This is a genomic window from Crossiella sp. SN42, from assembly GCF_023897065.1.
GTDB lineage: Bacteria > Actinomycetota > Actinomycetes > Mycobacteriales > Pseudonocardiaceae > Crossiella.
In genome coordinates this window covers 146,630-164,645 of the sequence record NZ_JAMHIV010000011.1, presented here as the reverse complement: position 1 = coordinate 164,645, position 18,016 = coordinate 146,630, and the positions used below count along the sequence as shown (strand labels likewise).

The 18,016-nt window shown below is 69.2% G+C and carries 15 protein-coding genes, 1 tRNA gene and 1 pseudogene; 14 read left to right on the top strand and 3 right to left on the bottom strand.

All coding sequences use genetic code 11. From position 1 onward, the window contains the following. Positions 1-36 precede the first annotated feature (36 nt). The 8 genes from M8C13_RS15265 to M8C13_RS15230 all read left to right on the top strand — a co-directional run bounded on the left by M8C13_RS15265 (position 37) and on the right by M8C13_RS15230 (position 8,939). Positions 37-597, top strand: coding sequence for a Uma2 family endonuclease (locus M8C13_RS15265; RefSeq protein ID WP_308202800.1), 561 nt, complete (start codon positions 37-39; stop codon positions 595-597). Between the two features lie 216 nt (positions 598-813). Then, positions 814-2,064, top strand: coding sequence for a lytic murein transglycosylase (locus tag M8C13_RS15260; RefSeq protein ID WP_252481236.1), 1,251 nt, complete (start codon positions 814-816; stop codon positions 2,062-2,064). Between the two features lie 36 nt (positions 2,065-2,100). Then, positions 2,101-3,054, top strand: a complete 954-nt coding sequence (locus tag M8C13_RS15255) for a Ppx/GppA phosphatase family protein (protein ID WP_252481235.1) — start codon at positions 2,101-2,103, stop codon at positions 3,052-3,054. A gap of 246 nt (positions 3,055-3,300) precedes the next feature. Beyond that, entirely contained in the window at positions 3,301-4,932 is a 1,632-nt protein-coding gene (locus M8C13_RS15250) for an ABC transporter substrate-binding protein (RefSeq protein WP_252481234.1), read from the top strand. Between the two features lie 71 nt (positions 4,933-5,003). Next, a complete protein-coding gene (locus tag M8C13_RS15245; protein WP_252481233.1) occupies positions 5,004-5,930 on the top strand; it encodes an ABC transporter permease in 927 nt (308 codons plus the stop codon). Further along, positions 5,923-6,879 carry an ABC transporter permease gene (locus M8C13_RS15240; protein WP_252481232.1) on the top strand — a complete coding sequence of 319 codons (957 nt, stop codon included), beginning with the start codon at positions 5,923-5,925 and terminating at the stop codon, positions 6,877-6,879. The genes M8C13_RS15245 and M8C13_RS15240 overlap by 8 nt, the downstream gene beginning before the upstream one ends. 13 nt (positions 6,880-6,892) lie before the next feature. Continuing rightward, entirely contained in the window at positions 6,893-7,927 is a 1,035-nt protein-coding gene (locus tag M8C13_RS15235) for an ABC transporter ATP-binding protein (RefSeq protein WP_252481231.1), read from the top strand. Further along, entirely contained in the window at positions 7,920-8,939 is a 1,020-nt protein-coding gene (locus M8C13_RS15230) for an ABC transporter ATP-binding protein (RefSeq protein WP_252481230.1), read from the top strand. The genes M8C13_RS15235 and M8C13_RS15230 overlap by 8 nt, the downstream gene beginning before the upstream one ends. A 55-nt stretch (positions 8,940-8,994) precedes the next feature. Here the strand turns inward: M8C13_RS15230 and M8C13_RS15225 are convergent, their stop codons facing one another. Next, on the bottom strand, positions 8,995-10,470 hold the full coding sequence (locus M8C13_RS15225; RefSeq protein ID WP_252481229.1) for a S10 family peptidase: 1,476 nt from the start codon (positions 10,468-10,470) through the stop codon (positions 8,995-8,997). A gap of 48 nt (positions 10,471-10,518) precedes the next feature. Here M8C13_RS15225 and M8C13_RS15220 point away from each other — a divergent pair, with 48 nt between their 5' ends. Beyond that, entirely contained in the window at positions 10,519-11,220 is a 702-nt protein-coding gene (locus tag M8C13_RS15220) for a uracil-DNA glycosylase (protein WP_252481228.1), read from the top strand. Here M8C13_RS15220 and M8C13_RS15215 read toward each other — a convergent pair whose 3' ends face one another. After that, on the bottom strand, positions 11,221-11,397 hold the full coding sequence (locus tag M8C13_RS15215) for a hypothetical protein (protein ID WP_252481227.1): 177 nt from the start codon (positions 11,395-11,397) through the stop codon (positions 11,221-11,223). Positions 11,398-11,520: 123 nt separating this feature from the next. Between M8C13_RS15215 and M8C13_RS15210 the strand changes: the two genes are divergently transcribed. The 5 genes from M8C13_RS15210 to M8C13_RS15190 all read left to right on the top strand — a co-directional run bounded on the left by M8C13_RS15210 (position 11,521) and on the right by M8C13_RS15190 (position 15,597). Then, the gene (locus M8C13_RS15210; protein ID WP_252481226.1) at positions 11,521-12,207 is read left to right on the top strand and encodes a hypothetical protein; all 687 of its coding nucleotides are present in this window, start codon (positions 11,521-11,523) and stop codon (positions 12,205-12,207) included. A 95-nt stretch (positions 12,208-12,302) separates the two neighbouring features. After that, the gene (locus M8C13_RS15205) at positions 12,303-12,479 is read left to right on the top strand and encodes a hypothetical protein (protein WP_252481225.1); all 177 of its coding nucleotides are present in this window, start codon (positions 12,303-12,305) and stop codon (positions 12,477-12,479) included. Positions 12,480-12,576: 97 nt separating this feature from the next. Continuing rightward, positions 12,577-13,902 (top strand): NAD(P)/FAD-dependent oxidoreductase, encoded by a 1,326-nt coding sequence (locus M8C13_RS15200; RefSeq protein WP_252481224.1) that lies wholly within the window; start codon positions 12,577-12,579, stop codon positions 13,900-13,902. Between the two features lie 305 nt (positions 13,903-14,207). Then, the gene (locus tag M8C13_RS15195) at positions 14,208-15,401 is read left to right on the top strand and encodes a RimK family alpha-L-glutamate ligase (RefSeq protein WP_252481223.1); all 1,194 of its coding nucleotides are present in this window, start codon (positions 14,208-14,210) and stop codon (positions 15,399-15,401) included. A gap of 122 nt (positions 15,402-15,523) precedes the next feature. Then, a tRNA-Leu gene (locus M8C13_RS15190) sits at positions 15,524-15,597 on the top strand. An 869-nt stretch (positions 15,598-16,466) separates the two neighbouring features. Here M8C13_RS15190 and M8C13_RS45780 read toward each other — a convergent pair. Continuing rightward, positions 16,467-17,210: pseudogene (locus M8C13_RS45780) on the bottom strand (recombinase family protein); the annotation flags it as partial. Between the last annotated feature and the right edge of the window lie 806 nt (positions 17,211-18,016).

The following is an 18,016-nucleotide window of genomic DNA, read 5'->3' as shown; positions in this document are numbered from 1 at the left end:
CAACGAGGGTGGATCGCGAGCGGGAGGGCAGCCACCATGGGTAGTGTCCCCGCGCTTCCCCACAGCAGGCCCTTGACGCGGCTGGACCTGGAGGCGATGCCTCATGACGGTCACCGCTACGAGTTGGTGGACGGGGTGCTCACCGTGAGCCCGTCACCCCGCCCACTCCACCAGCGCGCCATCCTGCGGTTGATCATGGCGCTGGAGCCGCACTGCCCGGACGGGCTGGAGATCCTGCCCGCGCCGGTGGACGTGGTGCTGGCCGAGGACACCGTGCTCATCCCGGACGTGGTGATCGCCCGGGTCGAGGACTGGACCGACCGCGGCCTGTTCGGCCCGCCGGTGCTCGCGGTCGAGGTTTTCTCGCCGAGCACCAGGCGATTCGACCTTGAACTGAAACGAGCGCGTATGCAGGCGGCCGGATGTCCGAACTATTGGGTGGTCGATCCGGACGAACCGGTCTTGCGTTGCTGGCATTTGCGGGATGGGCGCTATGCGGAGGTCGCATTCGCCCGCGGCGAGGAGACGGTCACCCTGCGCGAGCCCTTCACCGTCACGCTGTCGCCCGCGGATCTCGTCTCGCTCCGCCGCCGATAAGTGCCGGTGATGACCCGGTTGTATTCAGTTGGACGGTTCCGGTCGTGTTACGTGACATTCCTGGTACCGCGTCGTTGTGCTCAGTACGGTGAGAGCCGGTGACACGGCTTCGCTGATCAGGCAGGCTGGCGGCGGCAACACTGGGGGGCACGGCCGTCGTCCGGCCGCGGATGTGAGGAGAGGTTGTACGTGGGTGCTCCGAACGGGCCTGGCTTCGTGGCGGCGACGACACGGAAACGGCGCAAGGGTCGGAGACTGCTCGCCGCGGCCACCGTCGGCGCGGCCATGGTCACCCCAGGGCTGCTGGCCGGTGGCGGCGGCCTCGGCTTCCTCCCGGTCGCCGACGTCAGCGGCATCCAGGCGCCCGGCGCGAGCAACATCCTGGCGCTGCTGCAGAACAACGACAACATCGCGGTCAACGGCGCGCTGCCCAGCGCGGACTCGGTCAGCCCCGAGCTGATCGCGGCCCTGCGCGACCCCGCCGCGCCGCTGCCCTCCGACCTCACCGACCCCGGCACCAATGCCACCACCGGCAACGACATCCCCGGCACCGTGCTGCAGGCCTACCAGCGGGCCGCGCAGACCCTGGCGGTCACCAAGTCCGGTTGTCATCTGCACTGGTCGCTGCTGGCCGGCATCGGCAAGATCGAGACCAACCACGCCCGGATCTTCGGCGCGCACCTGGACGCCAGCGGCAACGCGATCCCGCGCATCCTGGGCCCGCAGCTCTCCGGCGGCCCCGGCTTCGCCGCGATCAGGGACACCGATGGCGGCGCGCTGGACGGCGACACCGCCTGGGACCGCGCGGTCGGCCCGATGCAGTTCATCCCGGGCACCTGGCGCGGGTACGCCGCCGACGGCAACGGCGACGGCCGGTTCGACCCGAACAACATCTACGACGCCACCCTGGGCGCGGGCAACTACCTGTGCTCCGGCGGCCTCGACCTGGCCGTGCCCGCCCAGCTGGCCGCCGCGGTCTTCCGCTACAACCACTCCAACGCCTACGTGACCAAGGTGCTGTCCTGGATGGAGCGCTACGCCAGCGGCGTGGACGTGACCTCGGACGACCCGGTGGTGCCCACTGACCCCAGCCTGACCCAGCCGCCGCCGCAGGCCGGGGTGAACCCGCCGCCGAACAACCCGCCGCCGGACCCGGGCACCACGACCACCACGACGACGACCAGCTCGTCCTCCTCCGGCACCACCACGACGACGACCACCACCACGACCACCACGACGACTACGACCACGACGACCACCACCACGACGACGACCACGACCACCACCACGTCGAAGACGCCCACCTGCACCACGACCACCACCACGACGACGCCGACCGGCACCCCCACCTCGACCGCCACCACGACCACGCCCGGCGCGTGCGTCTCGCCGACCCCGGTCGCCTCCGGCGAGCCGGAGAAGGCGCCCGCGGTGGCCAAGACGGACGCGGTCGCGCCGCCGAAGTAGGGTTGCCGCGGAAGGTTCGCGAAACAGGGGTGGGCTATGCCGCGGGTTGGTGCGATCGACTGCGGGACGAACTCGATCCGGCTGCTGGTGGCCGACGTCTCCGAGCGCGAGGACGGCAGCCGCTGGCTGCGCGACGTGCACCGGGAGATGCGCATCGTGCGGCTCGGGCAGGGCGTGGACGCCACCGGCGTGCTCGCGCCGGAAGCCCTGGCGCGTACCAAAGCCGCTCTCGTGGATTACACCGCCATCCTGCGCCGCAAGGGCGTGGAACGGGTGCGCATGGTGGCCACCTCGGCCACGAGGGATGCGGACAACCGCGAGGACTTCTTCGCGATGGTCCGTGAGACGCTCGGTGTGGACGCCGAGGTCATCACCGGGCAGACGGAAGCGACCCTGTCCTTCACCGGCGCTGTGGGCGATCTGGAGCCCGAGGAAGGCCCCTTCGTGGTGGTCGACCTCGGCGGCGGCTCCACCGAGATCGTGCTGGGCGAGTGGGACGGCGTCCGGGCCAAGGTCACCTCGGCCCGTTCGGTGGACATCGGCTGCGTGCGGCTGACCGAGCGCTGCCTGCCGGACGACCCGCCCACCGCTGACCAGCGCGCCGAGGCCGAGCGGGTGATCAGCGCCGCGCTGGCCGAGGCCTTCGCCGCGGTGGACGTCAGCTCCGCCCGCACCTGGATCGGCCTGGCCGGCACGGTGACCACCCTGTCCGGCATCGCCAAGGGCCTGCCGAGCTACGACTCGGCGGCCATCCACCTGTCAAGACTCCAGATGGGCGAGCTGCACGAGACCATCGAACTCCTGCTCACCCTCTCGCGGGAGGAGCGGGCCGCCCTTCCGGTCATGCACCCGGGCCGGGTCGACGTCATCGGTGGCGGTGCGTTAGTGGTCGCCAAGATCGCCGAAGAACTGCGCGAACGGGCTGGAATCACCGAGCTGGTCGTCAGTGAGCACGACATTCTCGACGGCATCGCGTTGTCGGTCGTTTGAGGGACAGTCCGTCAATCGATTGACGGACATCTTTCCGTGAAGATTCCGGTTACTTTCCGTAGTTGTAACTTGTTATTCAGTTGACAAAATTGACGATCGTGACCGCTTTGTGACCGCCCCCAGGTGTAGTTCGTTGGGTTGAGCCGATTACGGTCCCTCTCACGGTTCGGGAAGGGTTCCCGCGGCCGTTCGGGTGGCGCTCACGAACGTTCTCGTGTGGCGCGCCGTGTAGGTGGGAGGACGTTCATGCGGAAGGGACGCGCGCTGTCCTTGATCGCGGTGCCGGTCGCGGCGTCGTTGGTCTTGACGGCTTGTGGCGGCGGCGGCAACTCGTCGGGCAACAGCAACGAGACCACTGAGGTCAGCATCTTCGGCACGGAGCCGGAGAACCCGCTCGTGCCGGGCAACACCACCGAGACCGGTGGTGGCAAGGTGGTTCAGTCGATCTTCACCGGCTTGGTGACGTACACCAACACCTTCGAGGTCAAGAACGCGATGGCGGAGTCCATCGAGCTGACCAAGCCCGACCAGTACACGATCAAGCTCAAGCAGGGCTGGAAGTTCCACGACGGCACCCCCGTCAAGGCCGAGAACTTCGTCAAGGCCTGGAACTACACCGCCTACTCGCCCAACGGGCAGCAGTCGGCCAGCTTCTTCGAGCAGATCAAGGGCTTCCGCGACGTCAACACCGTGGACCCGGACGGCACCGACGGTCCGCAGAAGGCTCCTGAGCCCAAGGCCAAGGAGATGTCCGGCCTCAAGGTCGTCGACGACACCACCTTCACCGTGGACTTCACCGAGCCGCACGTGATCTTCAAGGTCAAGCTCGGCTACTCGGCCTACATGCCGCTGCCGGACAAGTTCTTCACCGACCAGAAGGGCTACGAGGCCGCCCCGATCGGCAACGGCCCCTGGAAGTTCATCTCCCGCACGCCCAAGCAGGACATCAAGCTTGAGCGCTACGAGGACTACAAGGGCGACGACAAGCCGAAGATCAAGAAGGTCAAGGTCGCCATCTACACCGGCACCGAGGCGGCCTACGCGGCGGTCAAGGGCAACCAGCTCGACTTCCTCGACACCATCCCGCCCTCGGGCCTGGCCGGGAACCTGTGGAAGACGGACCTGAAGGACCGGTCCAAGTCCCAGGCGGGTCTGATCATCCAGATCCTGAACTTCCCGCTGTACGACCCGAAGTACCAGAACAAGGACTTCCGCCAGGCGATCTCCATGGCGATCAACCGCAAGGAGATCACCGAGAAGATCTTCGAAGGCAACCGGAAGCCCACCAGCGGTTACGCGGTCGAGGGCACGACCGGCTGGCAGCCGGGCGCCTGCGGCGAGCTGTGCGAGCACAACCCGGCCAAGGCCAAGGAGCTGTTCGACAAGAGCGGCTTCAAGGGCAAGCTGGAGATCACCTCCAACGCCGACGGCGGGCACAAGGAGTGGATCGAGGCCGCCTGTGGCCAGATCAAGTCCGCGCTGAACCTGGAGTGCACCTTCGCCCCGGTCGCCACCTTCGGTGAGATCCGGAAGAAGATCAACGCGCACGAGATGACCCAGGTCTACCGCGGTGGCTGGATCGCCGACTACCCGTCGGTGGAGAGCTTCCTGAACCCGCTGTACCGCACCGGTGGCTCCTCCAACGACGGTGGCTACTCCAGCCCGGCGGTGGACGCCAAGCTGGCCGAGGCCGACCGCGCCCCGACCGAGGCGGAGAGCTACAAGCTCTACCACGAGGCGGAGAAGCTGATCGCCCAGGACATGCCGGCCATCCCGCTGTGGAACACCACCTCGCAGTTCGGCTGGTCCACCAAGCTGAAGAACGTGCAGATGAACGCCTACCGCGAACTCGACCTCTCGACCGTCGAGGTTGCCTGATCACTAGCTAGAACGGGGCTGGTCCACAATGTCGTGGGCCAGCCCCGATCGCGGTAGAGGAGTTCTCGTTCATGGGCCGCTATGTGATTCGGCGCCTGCTTCAACTGATCCCGGTCTTCCTCGGGACGACCTTCCTCATCTACGCGTTGGTCTGGGCCCTGCCCGGTGACCCGTTCGCCGCCATGTGCGGCGATCGTCGTTGTCCGGACGCCTTCATCGTGCAGATGACGGAGAAGTTCAACCTCAACGACAACATCGTCGTCCAGTACTTCAAGTACCTCGGCGGCCTGTTCCAGGGTGACTTCGGCGAGACCTTCTCCGGCACCTCGGTCGGTGAGCTGATCGCGCTGCGCTACCCCGTCTCGGTCAAGCTCGCGCTGGTCGCGGTGCTGATCGAGGCCGTCATCGGCGTCATCGCCGGTGTGCTGACCGGCCTGCGCGGCCGTGGCTTCCTGGACAACCTGGTCCTGGTCTCCACCCTGTTCCTGATCTCCCTGCCCACCTTCGTCACCGGCTTCGTGCTGCAGCAGGTGCTGGGCTTCCAGCTGGAGATCATCCCGACCGTGGTGTCAGAGGATCCGACCTTCGCCGAGCTACTGGTGCCTGGCTTCGTGCTGGGCAGTCTCTCCATGGCGTACGTGACCCGGTTGACCCGCACCTCGATCGCGGAGAACAAGCGCGCCGACTACGTCCGGACCGCGGTGGCCAAGGGCCTGCCGCAGAGCCGGGTGGTCGGGGTGCACCTGCTCCGCAACTCGGTGATTCCGGTGATCACCTTCCTCGGCACCGACCTCGGCTCGCTGATGGGCGGGGCCATCGTCACCGAAGGCATCTTCGGCATCCGCGGGATCGGCGGTCTGGTCTACGAGTCGATTCTCCAGAAGGAAGGCATCACCGTCACCGGTGTGGTCGTCCTGCTGGTGATCGTCTTCTTGATCGTGAACCTGTTCGTCGACCTGCTCTACGCCGTGCTCGACCCGAGGATCCGTTATGACTGACCCGTCTGCTGCCGCTGCCGGCTCCACCATCGAGGCCCACCAGATGGTCTCGGACGCCGAGCACGCTTCCACCGCACAGGACAAGCCCCGCAGTCTCTGGTCCGACGCGTGGCGGGACCTGCGCCGCAGGCCCATGTTCATCATCTCCGGCGCGGTGATCCTGTTCCTGCTGATCGTCGCCGCCTTCCCCTGGCTGTTCACCTCGGTGGACCCGGACGTCGGCGACCTGCAGCGCTCCCGCGTCGCGCCGTCGGCCGAAGCCTGGTTCGGCTACGACACCCAGGGCAAGGACATCTTCGCCCGCGTGGTCTACGGCACCAGGTGGTCGATCCTGGTGGGTGTCATGTCCACCCTGGCCACCGTGCTCATCGGCGGCATCATGGGCCTGCTCAGCGGCTTCTTCGGCGGCTGGGTGGACGCGGTGCTGTCCCGGATCGCGGACATCTTCTTCGGCCTGCCGTTCGTGCTGGGCGCGATCGTGATCCTGTCCGCGTTCCTCTCCGGCGTCTCGGCCGACGCGTTCACCATCGTCAGCCTGGTGGTGTTCTCCATCGCGCTGCTGTCCTGGCCGGTGGCCATGCGGATCATGAGATCGGCCGCGATCACGGTGAAGCAGCAGGACTTCGTGAAGGCCGCGCGCGCCCTGGGCGCGAGCAACAGCCGGATCATCATCAAGCACCTGCTGCCGAACTGCCTGGCGCCCGTGCTGGTCTACGGCACGATCGCGCTGGGCGCGTTCATCGGCGCCGAGGCGACCCTGTCGTTCCTCGGCCTCGGCCTGCGGGCGCCCGCGGTGTCCTGGGGCGTGATGATCGCCGACGCGCGCGACTACATCCGCATCGCGCCGCACCTGCTGTACTTCCCCGCCGGATTCCTGGTGATCACCGTGCTCGCGTTCGTCATGCTCGGCGACGCGGTCCGGGAAGCACTCGACCCCAAGCTTCGTTAGGAGGCAGTTCACAGTGTCGCAGAACGAGTCCACTGTGGACCCGATCGCCGGTGGCAGCGCCGACGGCGAACCCCTGCTGGTGGTCGAGGACCTGCACGTGGAGTTCCGCACCAGGGACGGCGTCGCCAAGGTCCTCAACGGCGTCAGCTACCAGCTGAACGCCGGTGAGACCCTCGCCGTGCTGGGCGAGTCCGGTTCCGGCAAGTCCGTCACCGCCCAGACCATCATGGGCATCCTGGACATCCCGCCGGGCCACATCTCCCAGGGCGCCATCCGCTTCCACGGCGAGGACCTGCTCAAGGCCAGCGACGAACGCCGTCGCGAGGTCAGGGGCAGCGGGATCGCGATGATCTTCCAGGACGCGCTCTCCGCGCTGAACCCGGTGTTCACCGTCGGGTTCCAGATCGAGGAGCAGCTCCGGGTCCGCAACGGGATGAGCAAGAAGGACGCCCGCAAGCGCGCGATCGAGCTGCTCGACCTGGTCAAGATCCCCAACCCCCAGGGCCGGGTCAAGCAGTACCCGCACGAGTTCTCCGGCGGTATGCGGCAGCGCGCGATGATCGCGATGTCGCTGGCGCTGGACCCCGAGGTGCTGATCGCGGACGAGCCGACCACCGCGCTGGACGTCACCGTGCAGGCCCAGATCATGGACCTGCTGCACGAGATCCAGCGCGAGCGGAACATGGGCATGATCCTGATCACCCACGACCTGGGCGTGGTCGCCGAGGTCGCGGACCGGATCGCGGTCATGTACGCGGGCCGGATCGTGGAGAAGGCGGACGCCTCCTCGCTGTACAAGCAGCCGGGGCACCCGTACACGCTGGCCCTGCTGGACTCGCTGCCCAGGCTGGACCAGAAGGGCACCGCGCTCAACACCATCAAGGGACTGCCGCCGAACCTGATGCGGGTGCCGCCGGGCTGCCCGTTCCACCCGCGTTGCCCGCGGGCGCAGGACATCTGTTCGCAGTCGGTCCCCGCGCAGGTGCCGCTCGGCCTCGGCCGGGTCAGCGCCTGCCACTTCGCGGAGGAGGTGGTCAGCGGTGGCTGAGACGGAATACGTCCTCGAGGTCAAGGATCTGATCAAGTACTTCCCGGTCACCCAGGGCATCCTGTTCAAGAAGACCATCGGCCACGTCAAGGCGGTGGACGGGGTCTCCTTCCAGCTCAAGCGCGGCGAGACGCTGGGCATCGTGGGTGAGTCGGGCTGTGGCAAGTCCACGCTGGCCCAGGTGCTGATGCGGCTGGAGAAGCCGACCGGCGGCAGTGCGCTGTTCAACGGCCGGGACATCTTCAAGATGCAGGGCTCGGAGCTGCGCAAGCTGCGGCGGAACATCCAGATCGTGCTGCAGGACCCGTACACCTCGCTGAACCCGAGGATGACGGTCGGCGACATCATCGGCGAGCCGTTCGAGATCCACCCCGAGGTCGCCCCCAAGGGCGATCGCCGGAAGAAGGTGCAGGACCTGCTGGACGTGGTCGGGCTCAACCCCGAGCACATCCACCGGTACCCGCACCAGTTCTCCGGCGGCCAGCGGCAGCGCATCGGCATCGCCCGCGCGCTCGCCCTGCGCCCCGAGGTGATCATCTGCGACGAGCCGGTGTCCGCGCTGGACGTCTCCATCCAGGCGCAGGTGATGAACCTGCTGGGTGACCTGCAGACGGAGTTCGGGCTCTCCTACGTGTTCATCGCGCACGACCTGTCCGTGGTGCGGCACCTCTCCGACCGGGTCGGCGTGATGTACCTGGGCAAGATGGTCGAGCTGGGCACCGAGGAGCAGATCTACGAGCACCCGACGCACCCGTACACCCAGGCGCTGCTGTCCGCGGTGCCGGTGCCGGACCCGTCGCTGCGCGGCCGCCGCGAGGTCATCCGCCTCACCGGCGACGTGCCCAGCCCGGTGAACCCGCCTTCGGGCTGCCGGTTCCGCACCCGCTGCTGGAAGGCGCAGGACATCTGCGCCGAAGAGGTGCCGCTGCTGGAGATCCGGCTGCCCGAGCCGGGCGCGGCGCACCCGAGCGCCTGCCACTTCGCGGAGGAGAAGCCGCACGTGGTGGTGTGATTCGTCTGTTGTGAACAGTGGCGGGGCTCGGTTTTCCGGGCCCCGCCACTGTTTTTCAGGCCTGCGCCGACTCGCGGATGAACCGGGCCAGGTCGGCCGACTGCTGGATCCGGCTCGGCTCGTGCACGTACATCATGTGGCCGGCCGGGTAGTAGCGGAGCTCGATGTTGGCGGTCAGCTCGGCCGGGATGGCCAGGTGCGCCAGCACGTGCTCGGAGGCGAAGTAGGGCGTGGCCCCGTCGTGGTAGCCGCAGGCCACGTGCACCCGGAGGTGCCCGTTGGCCCGCATGGCCTCGGCCAGCCGCCCGGCCACGTTCACGTGCGCGCCCTCGAACTCCTTGTAGGACCAGGGATGCACGTTGCCGGTGAGGATCTCGTAGGGCAGGTCGTTGGCGTAGCCCAGCTCGGCGCGCACGTACTGGTTGAGCGCGGCGGCGTACGGGCCGAGGATGGCCGAGTAGGACGGGTCCTCGGCGAAGTGCTCGCCGCCGGCGTCCGGGTCGTGCCCGGTGAAGCGGCCGTCCAGCCGCCCGGTCACCTTGCGCTCGGTCCGCAGCAGCTCGGCGAAGAAGCGCAGGTGCTCGATCCGCAGCCGGACCCGGTCCACGTAGTCCTCGCTCAGCCCGGTCAGCCGGGCCAGCGTGGCCACCGCCTCGGCTCGTTCCGCCGCGGTGAGCCGGTTGCCGCGGGCCAGCGCCCAGGGGTAGTCCCGGGCGGCGTAGGCCTCGGCCTCGGCGAGCACCTCGGCCAGCGGGCGGTCGCCGTGCCTGCCGTGGTGGTGCGCGATGGCCGCGTAGGTGGGCAGGAACAGCGGGTATGGGACGTCGTTGTCCTCGGTGAACCGGATGGTGCCCATGTCCAGCACCGCGGAGATCAGCATCAGCCCGTTGAGGTACATGCCGTGCCTGGACTGCAGGTGCTGGGCCAGCCCCGCCGCGCGCAGCGTGCCGTAGGACTCCCCGGCCAGGAACTTCGGCGAGCCCCAGCGGCCGTTGCGCGAGGTCCACAGCCGGATCAGCTCGCCGACGGACTCCATGTCACCGGTGTAGCCGTGGTAGTCGCCGGGCTTCTCCCCGCGCGCGGCCCGGGAGTAGCCGGTGGACACCGGGTCGATGAAGACCAGGTCGCTGTGCGCCAGCAGGGTTTCCGCGTTGTCGGCCAGCCGGTAGGGCGGCGGCAGCAGCGCGCCGGCGTCGCCGGTGAGCACCCGCCTGGGCCCCAGCAGTCCCAGGTGCAGCCACACGCTGGAGGAGCCGGGCCCGCCGTTGAAGGCGAAGGTGACCGGCCGGGTCGCCGGGTCCGCGCCGTCGAGGGTGTAGGCGATCACGAACACCTCGGCCTTGGCCGTGTGCCCGGTGAACTTCCCGTCGGTGTGCACCTCCTCGCGGAGCACGATCCGGCCCGCGGTGGCCGTGTAGGAGAGGGTGCGTCCATCGGCGAGGAGCTCGTGGCGGGTGGTGACCAGATCGTCGACCGGCTCTTCGGTCCCCCGTGCCGACTCGCCGTCTGACGGCGTGTCCGTGACTGCCATGTGCGCACACTAGACGGGCCAGCCCCGCGCGAAACCTCAGGAGCCCCGGTGCACCCGCTGACCGCCCTGGACGAGGCCGTCACCCACTGCCGCCGCTGCCCCCGCCTGGTCGCCTGGCGGGAGGAGGTGGCCACGGTCAAACGCGCCGCCTTCCGCGCCGAGACCTACTGGGCCCGCCCGGTCCCCGGTTTCGGCCCGCCCGATGCCGCCATCGGCATCGTCGGCCTGGCCCCCGCCGCGCACGGCGGCAACCGCACCGGCCGGATGTTCACCGGCGACCCCTCCGGCGACTTCCTCTACGCCGCCCTGCACGCCGTCGGCCTGGCCTCCCAGCCGACCTCGGTCGCCCGCGACGACGGCCTGCGCCTGCACGGCGTCCGGATGATGGCCCCGGTCCGCTGCGCACCCCCGGACAACAAGCCAACCCCAGCCGAACGCGACAACTGCCGCCCCTGGCTCGCCCAGGAGCTACGCCTGCTGCACCCGGGTCTGCGCGCCGTGGTGGTCCTGGGCGGCTTCGGCTGGCAGGCCCTGCTGCCGGTGCTGGCCGCGGCGGGCTGGCAGGTGCCGAGGCCACGCCCCAAGTTCGGCCACGGCACGCGGGTGGACCTGACGGCGGCGGACGGCCAGGTGCTGCACCTGCTGGGCTGCTACCACGTGTCCCCGCACAACACCTACACCGGCAGGCTGACCCCGGCGATGCTCCAGGAGGTCCTGAACCGGGCGAAAGCGCTGGCCGGCCTGGCGTGATCACCGCCGCCGCCGGGGCAGCGCGCGGAAGAAGTCGGCCAGCGCCCGGATGATCGCGGGCCGGTCGGCCGGATCCGCGCCACGCAGGGCGATGCCGAGTGCGATCAACCGGCAGACACCGGTCACCACCGCGGTCACGATCACCAGGACCGGGACCACCTCTAACGAACTGAGCATGTTCCCGTCCTCTCGTTCGGCCAGACCCCCTCTGCTTGGCCGAACCAACGACTGGAACGCCACCAGCCTACCGGCGTGCCAGGCTGATCGGTATGCCTGCGCGAGCTGCCGCTGCGGGCGGCCGTGTTCGCCGTGCTGGCGCGCACCTGGCCGGGCTGGCAGGTGCGCTGGGCCTACCGCGGCCTGGCCGAGCTGCGGGGCTGGGTCGGGCTGTCCGCGGGGCAGCAGCCGCCCGAGCCGCCGGCGGAGCTCAGCGCGGACCCGGAGTTCGCCTTCGACTCGCTGGTGAGCGTGCGGACGGCGACGGAGGTGCTGGCGTACTCGGTGGATCCCGAGGACGACGCGCTGGCCTGGCTGGGACCGCGACTGCTGGACCTGTTGCCGGCCGAGGGGCTGGTTCAGACCGGGGAGTACCTGCCCGGCAGCGGGCTGCACCTCGACCTGGTCGGCCGGGAACTGGGCCTGTGGACCACCGGCACGCTGCCGGGCGAGGTGGATGAGCTGGCCGCGCGCTGGCCGGGCTGGCGGGTGCGGTTCTGGGCGGACCGGTTCGCCGAGCAGTTCGGGCGGATCGGGCACGCGGTGCGGCTGCCGCCGGTGGATCTCGCGGCGGGACGGGCCGACCTGGCGGCGCGGTTCCGCCGGAGCCTGGACGCCGATCCGGTGGCGAGCTTCCGGTCCGGGGTGGCGCTGCTGGCCGAACAGGGCCGCCGGGTGGAGGCCGGCCCGGCCACCGCCGCACACGAGCTGGTGCGGCCCGGCCCGGCGGAGGTCGAGGCGGTGCTGGCGGAACTGCGGCCACGCGGGTGATGCGCGCGGCCCGCCCCGCTCGGTAGCGTGGGTGGCACGCGCAGACCCGCCGCGCCGAGGGGGCGTTGGTAACCCGGGCGGGCCGAGGACGTGTCATGTCGTGGACCGTGCTGTTGTTCGCGTTTCTCCTGTTGGGCTGGTTGACCGTGTTCGTGCCGGTGTTGCTGGCGCGGGCGGTGGCGGCCGAGAAGGACGTCCGGGTGCGGGTGCACTCCTTCCCCGCCCCGCGGATCGAGATCGAGGTGACCGCGAGCGCGGGGGAGCGGGAGTGACCGCGTGGCGGAGAACACGGCGCGAAACGCCGCACTGTGGCGCAGAACGCGCTGGTTCTGGTAAGCGGCTATACCCCGTGGGTGCGACGATTCAGGTATGGCTGCTGTGAAGTCGCAACCGACCCGGATCCTGGTCGTCGGTGGGGGCTATGTCGGTATGTACACCGCACTGAAGCTGCAGGCCAAGCTGCGCGCGGGTGAGGCGTCCGTGACGGTCGTCGATCCGCAGCCGCACATGACCTACCAGCCCTTCCTCCCCGAGGCCGCCGCGGGCTCCATCGAGCCCAGGCACGTCGTCGTGCCGCTGCGCCGGGTCCTGAAACGCTGTCACGTGCTCACCGGGCGCGTGACCGAGATCAACCACGCCGACAAGCGAGCCATCGTCGCCTCGCCGACCGGCGACCTGGAGTCCGTGGACTACGACGTGCTCGTGGTCGCCCTCGGCTCGGTCGCCCGCACCCTCCCGATCCCCGGCCTTGCCGAGCGCGGCATCTCGTTCAAGACCGTGGGCGAGGCGATCTACCTGCGCAACCACGTGCTGTCCCGGATGGACCTGGCCTCCACCAGCGACGACCCCGAGCTGCGCCGCAAGCTGCTGACCTTCGTGGTCATCGGCGGCGGCTACGCCGGCATCGAGGCGCTGGCCGAGCTGGAGGACATGGCCCGCTACGCCACCCGCTACTACAAGAACGTCAAGCCCGAGGACATGAACTGGGTCCTGGTCGAGGCGGCCGGGCGGGTGATGCCCGAGGTCAGCCCGAAGATGGGCGTCTACACCGTGGAGACCCTGGAGGAGCGCGGCATCAAGTGCTACCTCGACACCAGGGTCGAGTCCATGGTGGACGGTCACGTGGTGCTCAGCGACGGCACCGAGCTCGACGCCGAGACCATCGTGTGGACCGCCGGCGTCAAGGCCAACCCGGTGCTGGAGCAGACCGACCTGCCGCGGGACGCCCGTGGCCGGGTGCGCTGCACGGCCAACCTGCAGATCGAGGGCATGCCGGACGCCTGGGCCGCCGGGGACAACGCGGCCGTGCCCGACCTGTCCCGCGCCGAGGAGGACCCCACCGCCACCTGCAGCCCCTCGGCGCAGCACGCGGTGCGGCAGGCCGTGCACCTGGCCGGCAACATCCTGGCCTCGCTGCGCGGCAAGGAGCTCAAGCCCTACCGGCACAAGTACGCCGGTTCGGTGGCCAGCCTGGGCCTGTACAAGGGCGTCGCGGACGTCTACGGGATCAAGCTCAAGGGCTTCCCGGCGTGGTTCATGCACCGCACCTACCACGTGAGCCGGATGCCCACCTTCAACCGGAAGTTCCGGGTCCTGATCGACTGGACCCTTGCGCTACTCTTCCGGCGCGAGGTGGTGTCACTCGGTCAGATCAACGACCCCAAGGCCGAGTTCGCCCGCGCCACAGCGAGTTGAGCTACCTAGGGTGAAAATTCCATACTTCGGGCGTATGGGTTACTCCATCTGGAGTTCCTCGACACCACGGCGTACGGAATGTAACTTGAGGTTGTCTTGACATTCTGTGAGTTGGAACTTGAGACTACGCCCGGTGCCGCACCTGAACGTGTGAAGCATCACACCGAAGAGAGGTGACCGCCATGTCGATCGAGGAGCTGGCCGCCCTGGTACGCGAGGGGAAGGCCAAGGACAGCGCGCTCGCCGACTACGCCGCGGAGTACGCCAAGGCGCGGAAGGTCTTCCGCAAGAAGGACGACTGACACGTGACCGCCGCCGGACGGGGGCAGGAAGCCGGATCTGGGCCACCTGGTCCGCCTGCCGCCACCGAGGTGATCGACCCCGGGTCGACGACCACCGAGGTGGCGCCTGCCGCCGTCCCGACTCCGGCCAGTCCGTCCAGGACGACCCCGCTGCTGCTCCAGGGGCAGGACTACTACTACCGCTCGCCCAGCACCTGCCTGGACTTCCAGGAACGCGTGCACGAGATGGGCCTGGTGGAAGAGGACGGCGGCGACCCGCTGCCCTGCGTGCTGGTGCTGGCCCGGGCCGCGGACATGGAGATGAACGAGCTCTCCCTGGCGCTGGCCGAGCGCGGCATCCGGATGGTGCGCATCGACGCCGACCGCTGCCTGAACCTGCCGCTGACCATCTACACCGACGCCCCGCTGGTTGAGCTGGACCTGCGGCTGCTGCGGCCGATCCTGGTCTGGCGCAGGCACTTCGACATCTCCGCGGTGCCGGTGGACCAGCGCACCATCAGCGGGGCCTACGCCGCCGACCAGTGGCGCTCGGTGATCAACTGGCTGGCCCAGCGCACCGACTGGGAACACGTCAACCCGACGCGGGCCACCTGCCAGCTGGACCGGCTCACCCAGCTCTCCGACGCCACCGCCTTCGGGCTGCGGGTGCCGCGCACCGCGGTCACCACCCAGCCCGGCCGCACCAGGCCCGGCGGCGGCCGCTGCATCGTCAAGACCGCCGGCCAGCACCTGCTGGAGCCGCGCCCCGGCGCGCTGCACGGGCTGTTCCCCCGGCCGCTGGACACCAGCAGGGCCAGTGACAGCCCGGAGTCCGCGCCGGTGATCGTGCAGCAGTTCCTCAACGCCGAGGGCGAGCTGCGGGTCTTCGTCGTCGACGACAAGCTGATCACTTACCGGGTGGAGAAGCTGGACCCGGCGCAGCTGTGGGTGGACCCGGACGCGGTCAAGGTGACCAGGGTCGACATCCCCGCGGAACTGGCCCCCAAGCTGCTCGCGCTGGCCAGGCACTGGAACGTCCAGGTCGCCGCGTTCGACCTGCTGATGGCCGACGGCGAACACGTCTTCCTGGAGATCAACGTGAGCTGCGACTGGCGCTGGTTCGAACACCGCGCCGGCAGCACCGAGGTCTCCGACGCGGTGCACGACTGGGTGGCGGGCCGCTTCGCAGAGCTACTCGACGCCCGTGCCGGCCTGTAGCCCGCACGGGCCCTCCAAGCTGGGCTTTCCTGCGGCCGGTCGGTCCAGATGTGTTCGGCCGCACGGGCGAGTTGTCGTGATTGAGACCCGAAAGCGACCTTTCACGGCTTAGGCTGCCCGCTGCCCCCGTAGCCCAATCGGTAGAGGCAGGCCCCTTAAAAGGGTCCGAGTGACGGTTCGAATCCGTCCGGGGGCACGTACTCCATCCACACCGGGAGCACTTGTCTGAGCAGGCGCTTCCCGTGTGGTGGACACATCGCCGATCTGCGCGGCGGTGCCCGCGACCTCGGGCGCGAGGTCGGCGGGGAGCCGGACGGTGATCATGAGGTGGTCACCGTCATCTTCCAGGCGGACGCTGAGCTGGGTGATCTCGAACAGCCTCCGTAGCAGCGACTCAGGTGCCTCGGCGAGCCTGAGAGCCACGTAGGGCAGCGAATCCAGGATCGCCAGGTCTCCGGAGCCGGGAAGGCGCGGTTCAGCCGTCTCAGCGGCATCCAGACGGGTGAGGGCAGTCCCCAAGGCTGCCTTCTCCGCCTCCAGGTCGTTGTAGGTGCCGCGCAGAGCCTTGCTGAACGGATCGCCCGGGTCGCCGTCCTGTGCCTGCCGCAGGATCGACTCCTGCCGCCGCTCCAGGTCGGCCAGGACCCGTCCCAGCCGCTCCCGCTCCGCCTGGCGCGCACGGCTGGCGCTGTCGTCGACTCCGGCGAGGTCAGCCGCCAGGATCTCCCGCCGGTGCTCGCCGAACACCCGCTCGGCGTAGAACCTGGCCACCGCGTCCAGGATCGCGTCCTCCCGCAGGTACACCGAGCCGGGATGACCCGCGTAGTTGTCCGGCCTGCCCAGGTTGCCGCCCCGTGGCCAGCACAGGTAGTAGGTGCTGCCGTGCCGGGGCGTGCCGGTCATCCGGCGCCCGCACCCGTGGAAGATCATCCCGCGCAGCAGGTAGGTCCGCCGGGTCTGCGGATGGGTGTTGGGCTTGTTGCCCTCCCGGGAACCGCGCTTGGCCGCCCTGCGGGCGTTGATCTCGTCGTACATCCACTTCGGGATCAGCGGCTCGTGCGCGGGCTCGGTCGACCACACCCACTTGACCGGGTCGTTCACCTTCCCGCTCCGGGACCGGGTCGCCCGCCGGTTGAAGACCTGGTAGCCGGTGTACTTGGGGTTGCGCAGGATCTCGTACACGCTGGTCTTGCCCCACGCCCCGCGCGCTCTCGTCTTGCCGGGCGGCTCCGGCGGCGGGTACCTGGACGGGTCGGCGTTGAGCCGTTCGGCGATGGTGCCGTAGCCGAGGTTCTCGTGGTACCGCCACAGCGCGATCTGGGTGACGGTCTCGGCCCGCGCGTCATCGGGTTCGAGCCGGGTCTTGACCAGACCCTTGGCGGCCTTGGTGGGGTTGGGGTGGCGGAAGGTCTTGGACCGGTAGCCGTAGGGCGGCTTGCCGATGTTCCAGCCCTCCCGCACGTGCGTGCAGAGCCCGCCCCAGGACTGCTCCAGGGTGTTGAGCACCTCGTACTCGGCCACCGACTGGTTGATCCGCCGCTGCAAGATCCGCTGCGCCCGGCTGCCGGTGAGCGTGATCGGCTCGTTCGCGGCGAACAGTGGGACCTCGGCCTGCTCCAGTGCCCGTTCGATCGAGAGCCCTTCGTAGGCGCGCCTGGCGACCCGGGCCACGCTCTCGCAGATCACCACGTCGAACCGGCGGCCGGGGTGCTGGGCCTCGTCCAGCAGATCGGCGATGCCGCCGTCCCGGGCGATCGGGATGTCGAACCGGTCGTAGCCGGTGCCCTGGCCGCGCTGGCCGAGTTCCATCCGGCCGGACTCGACGTCGTAGAAGTGGGCCACGATCACCCAGGACTCGGGGATCGCGATCTTGCAGTTGCCGAGTTGGCGCAGCGCGGACTGCCGTGGGTCCTGCTGGTCCTCGGTGGACGTGCGGCCGAGGAAGGCCACCCGCACCTCGTCCCGCAGCAACGCCACCGGCACGCCGAGTGGCGAAACCGCGTAGTCCGACAGCCCGGACGGCCCGGAGACCGGCGCGGTCATCCGGGCCAGGGCCGGAGCCATGGGGTTGACGGTCACCTCGTCGGAGGTCATGCGGCTTCACCATCCTCAGCGGACCGGTGGTCGGCTTGCCGAACGGCCCAGTCGAGAAGATCGTTGATCACTGCGGCGAGTTCCGCGCGAACCCGTTCGGCTTCGGCACCACCAAGGTGGTGGACCCGGCCGGAACAGCGGTGGCCCCTGCCGCTTCGCTGTACCTGATTGTATCGCCATACTGGCTGGTCAGAGCCTATTTGGCGGGGACCTTCCGGGTGATTGTCCAGGGAAGATCGAGGCAGTGGGACAACCACAGCGTGACGATCGTGGTCGGGTTTTCCGTTGCTGCGCATGGGATTCTCCGGTGCTGGCCAGCGGTCGGGGTACAACCGTCGATCAGCGAACTCGGCCAGTCGAAGTCACCACGCCTGCCCCGACCCGTTGCTGGGCAAGGGAAAGCTGGCCGCGCGGGGCGATCGCGCGTAGGAGGACCGGCCGGTCCGGCTGCTGCAACCCGTGGTGCTTCGACTCCCCGACTGCACATTGGCACTCGTCGAGGCCAGCGGTCACCGGTTGAC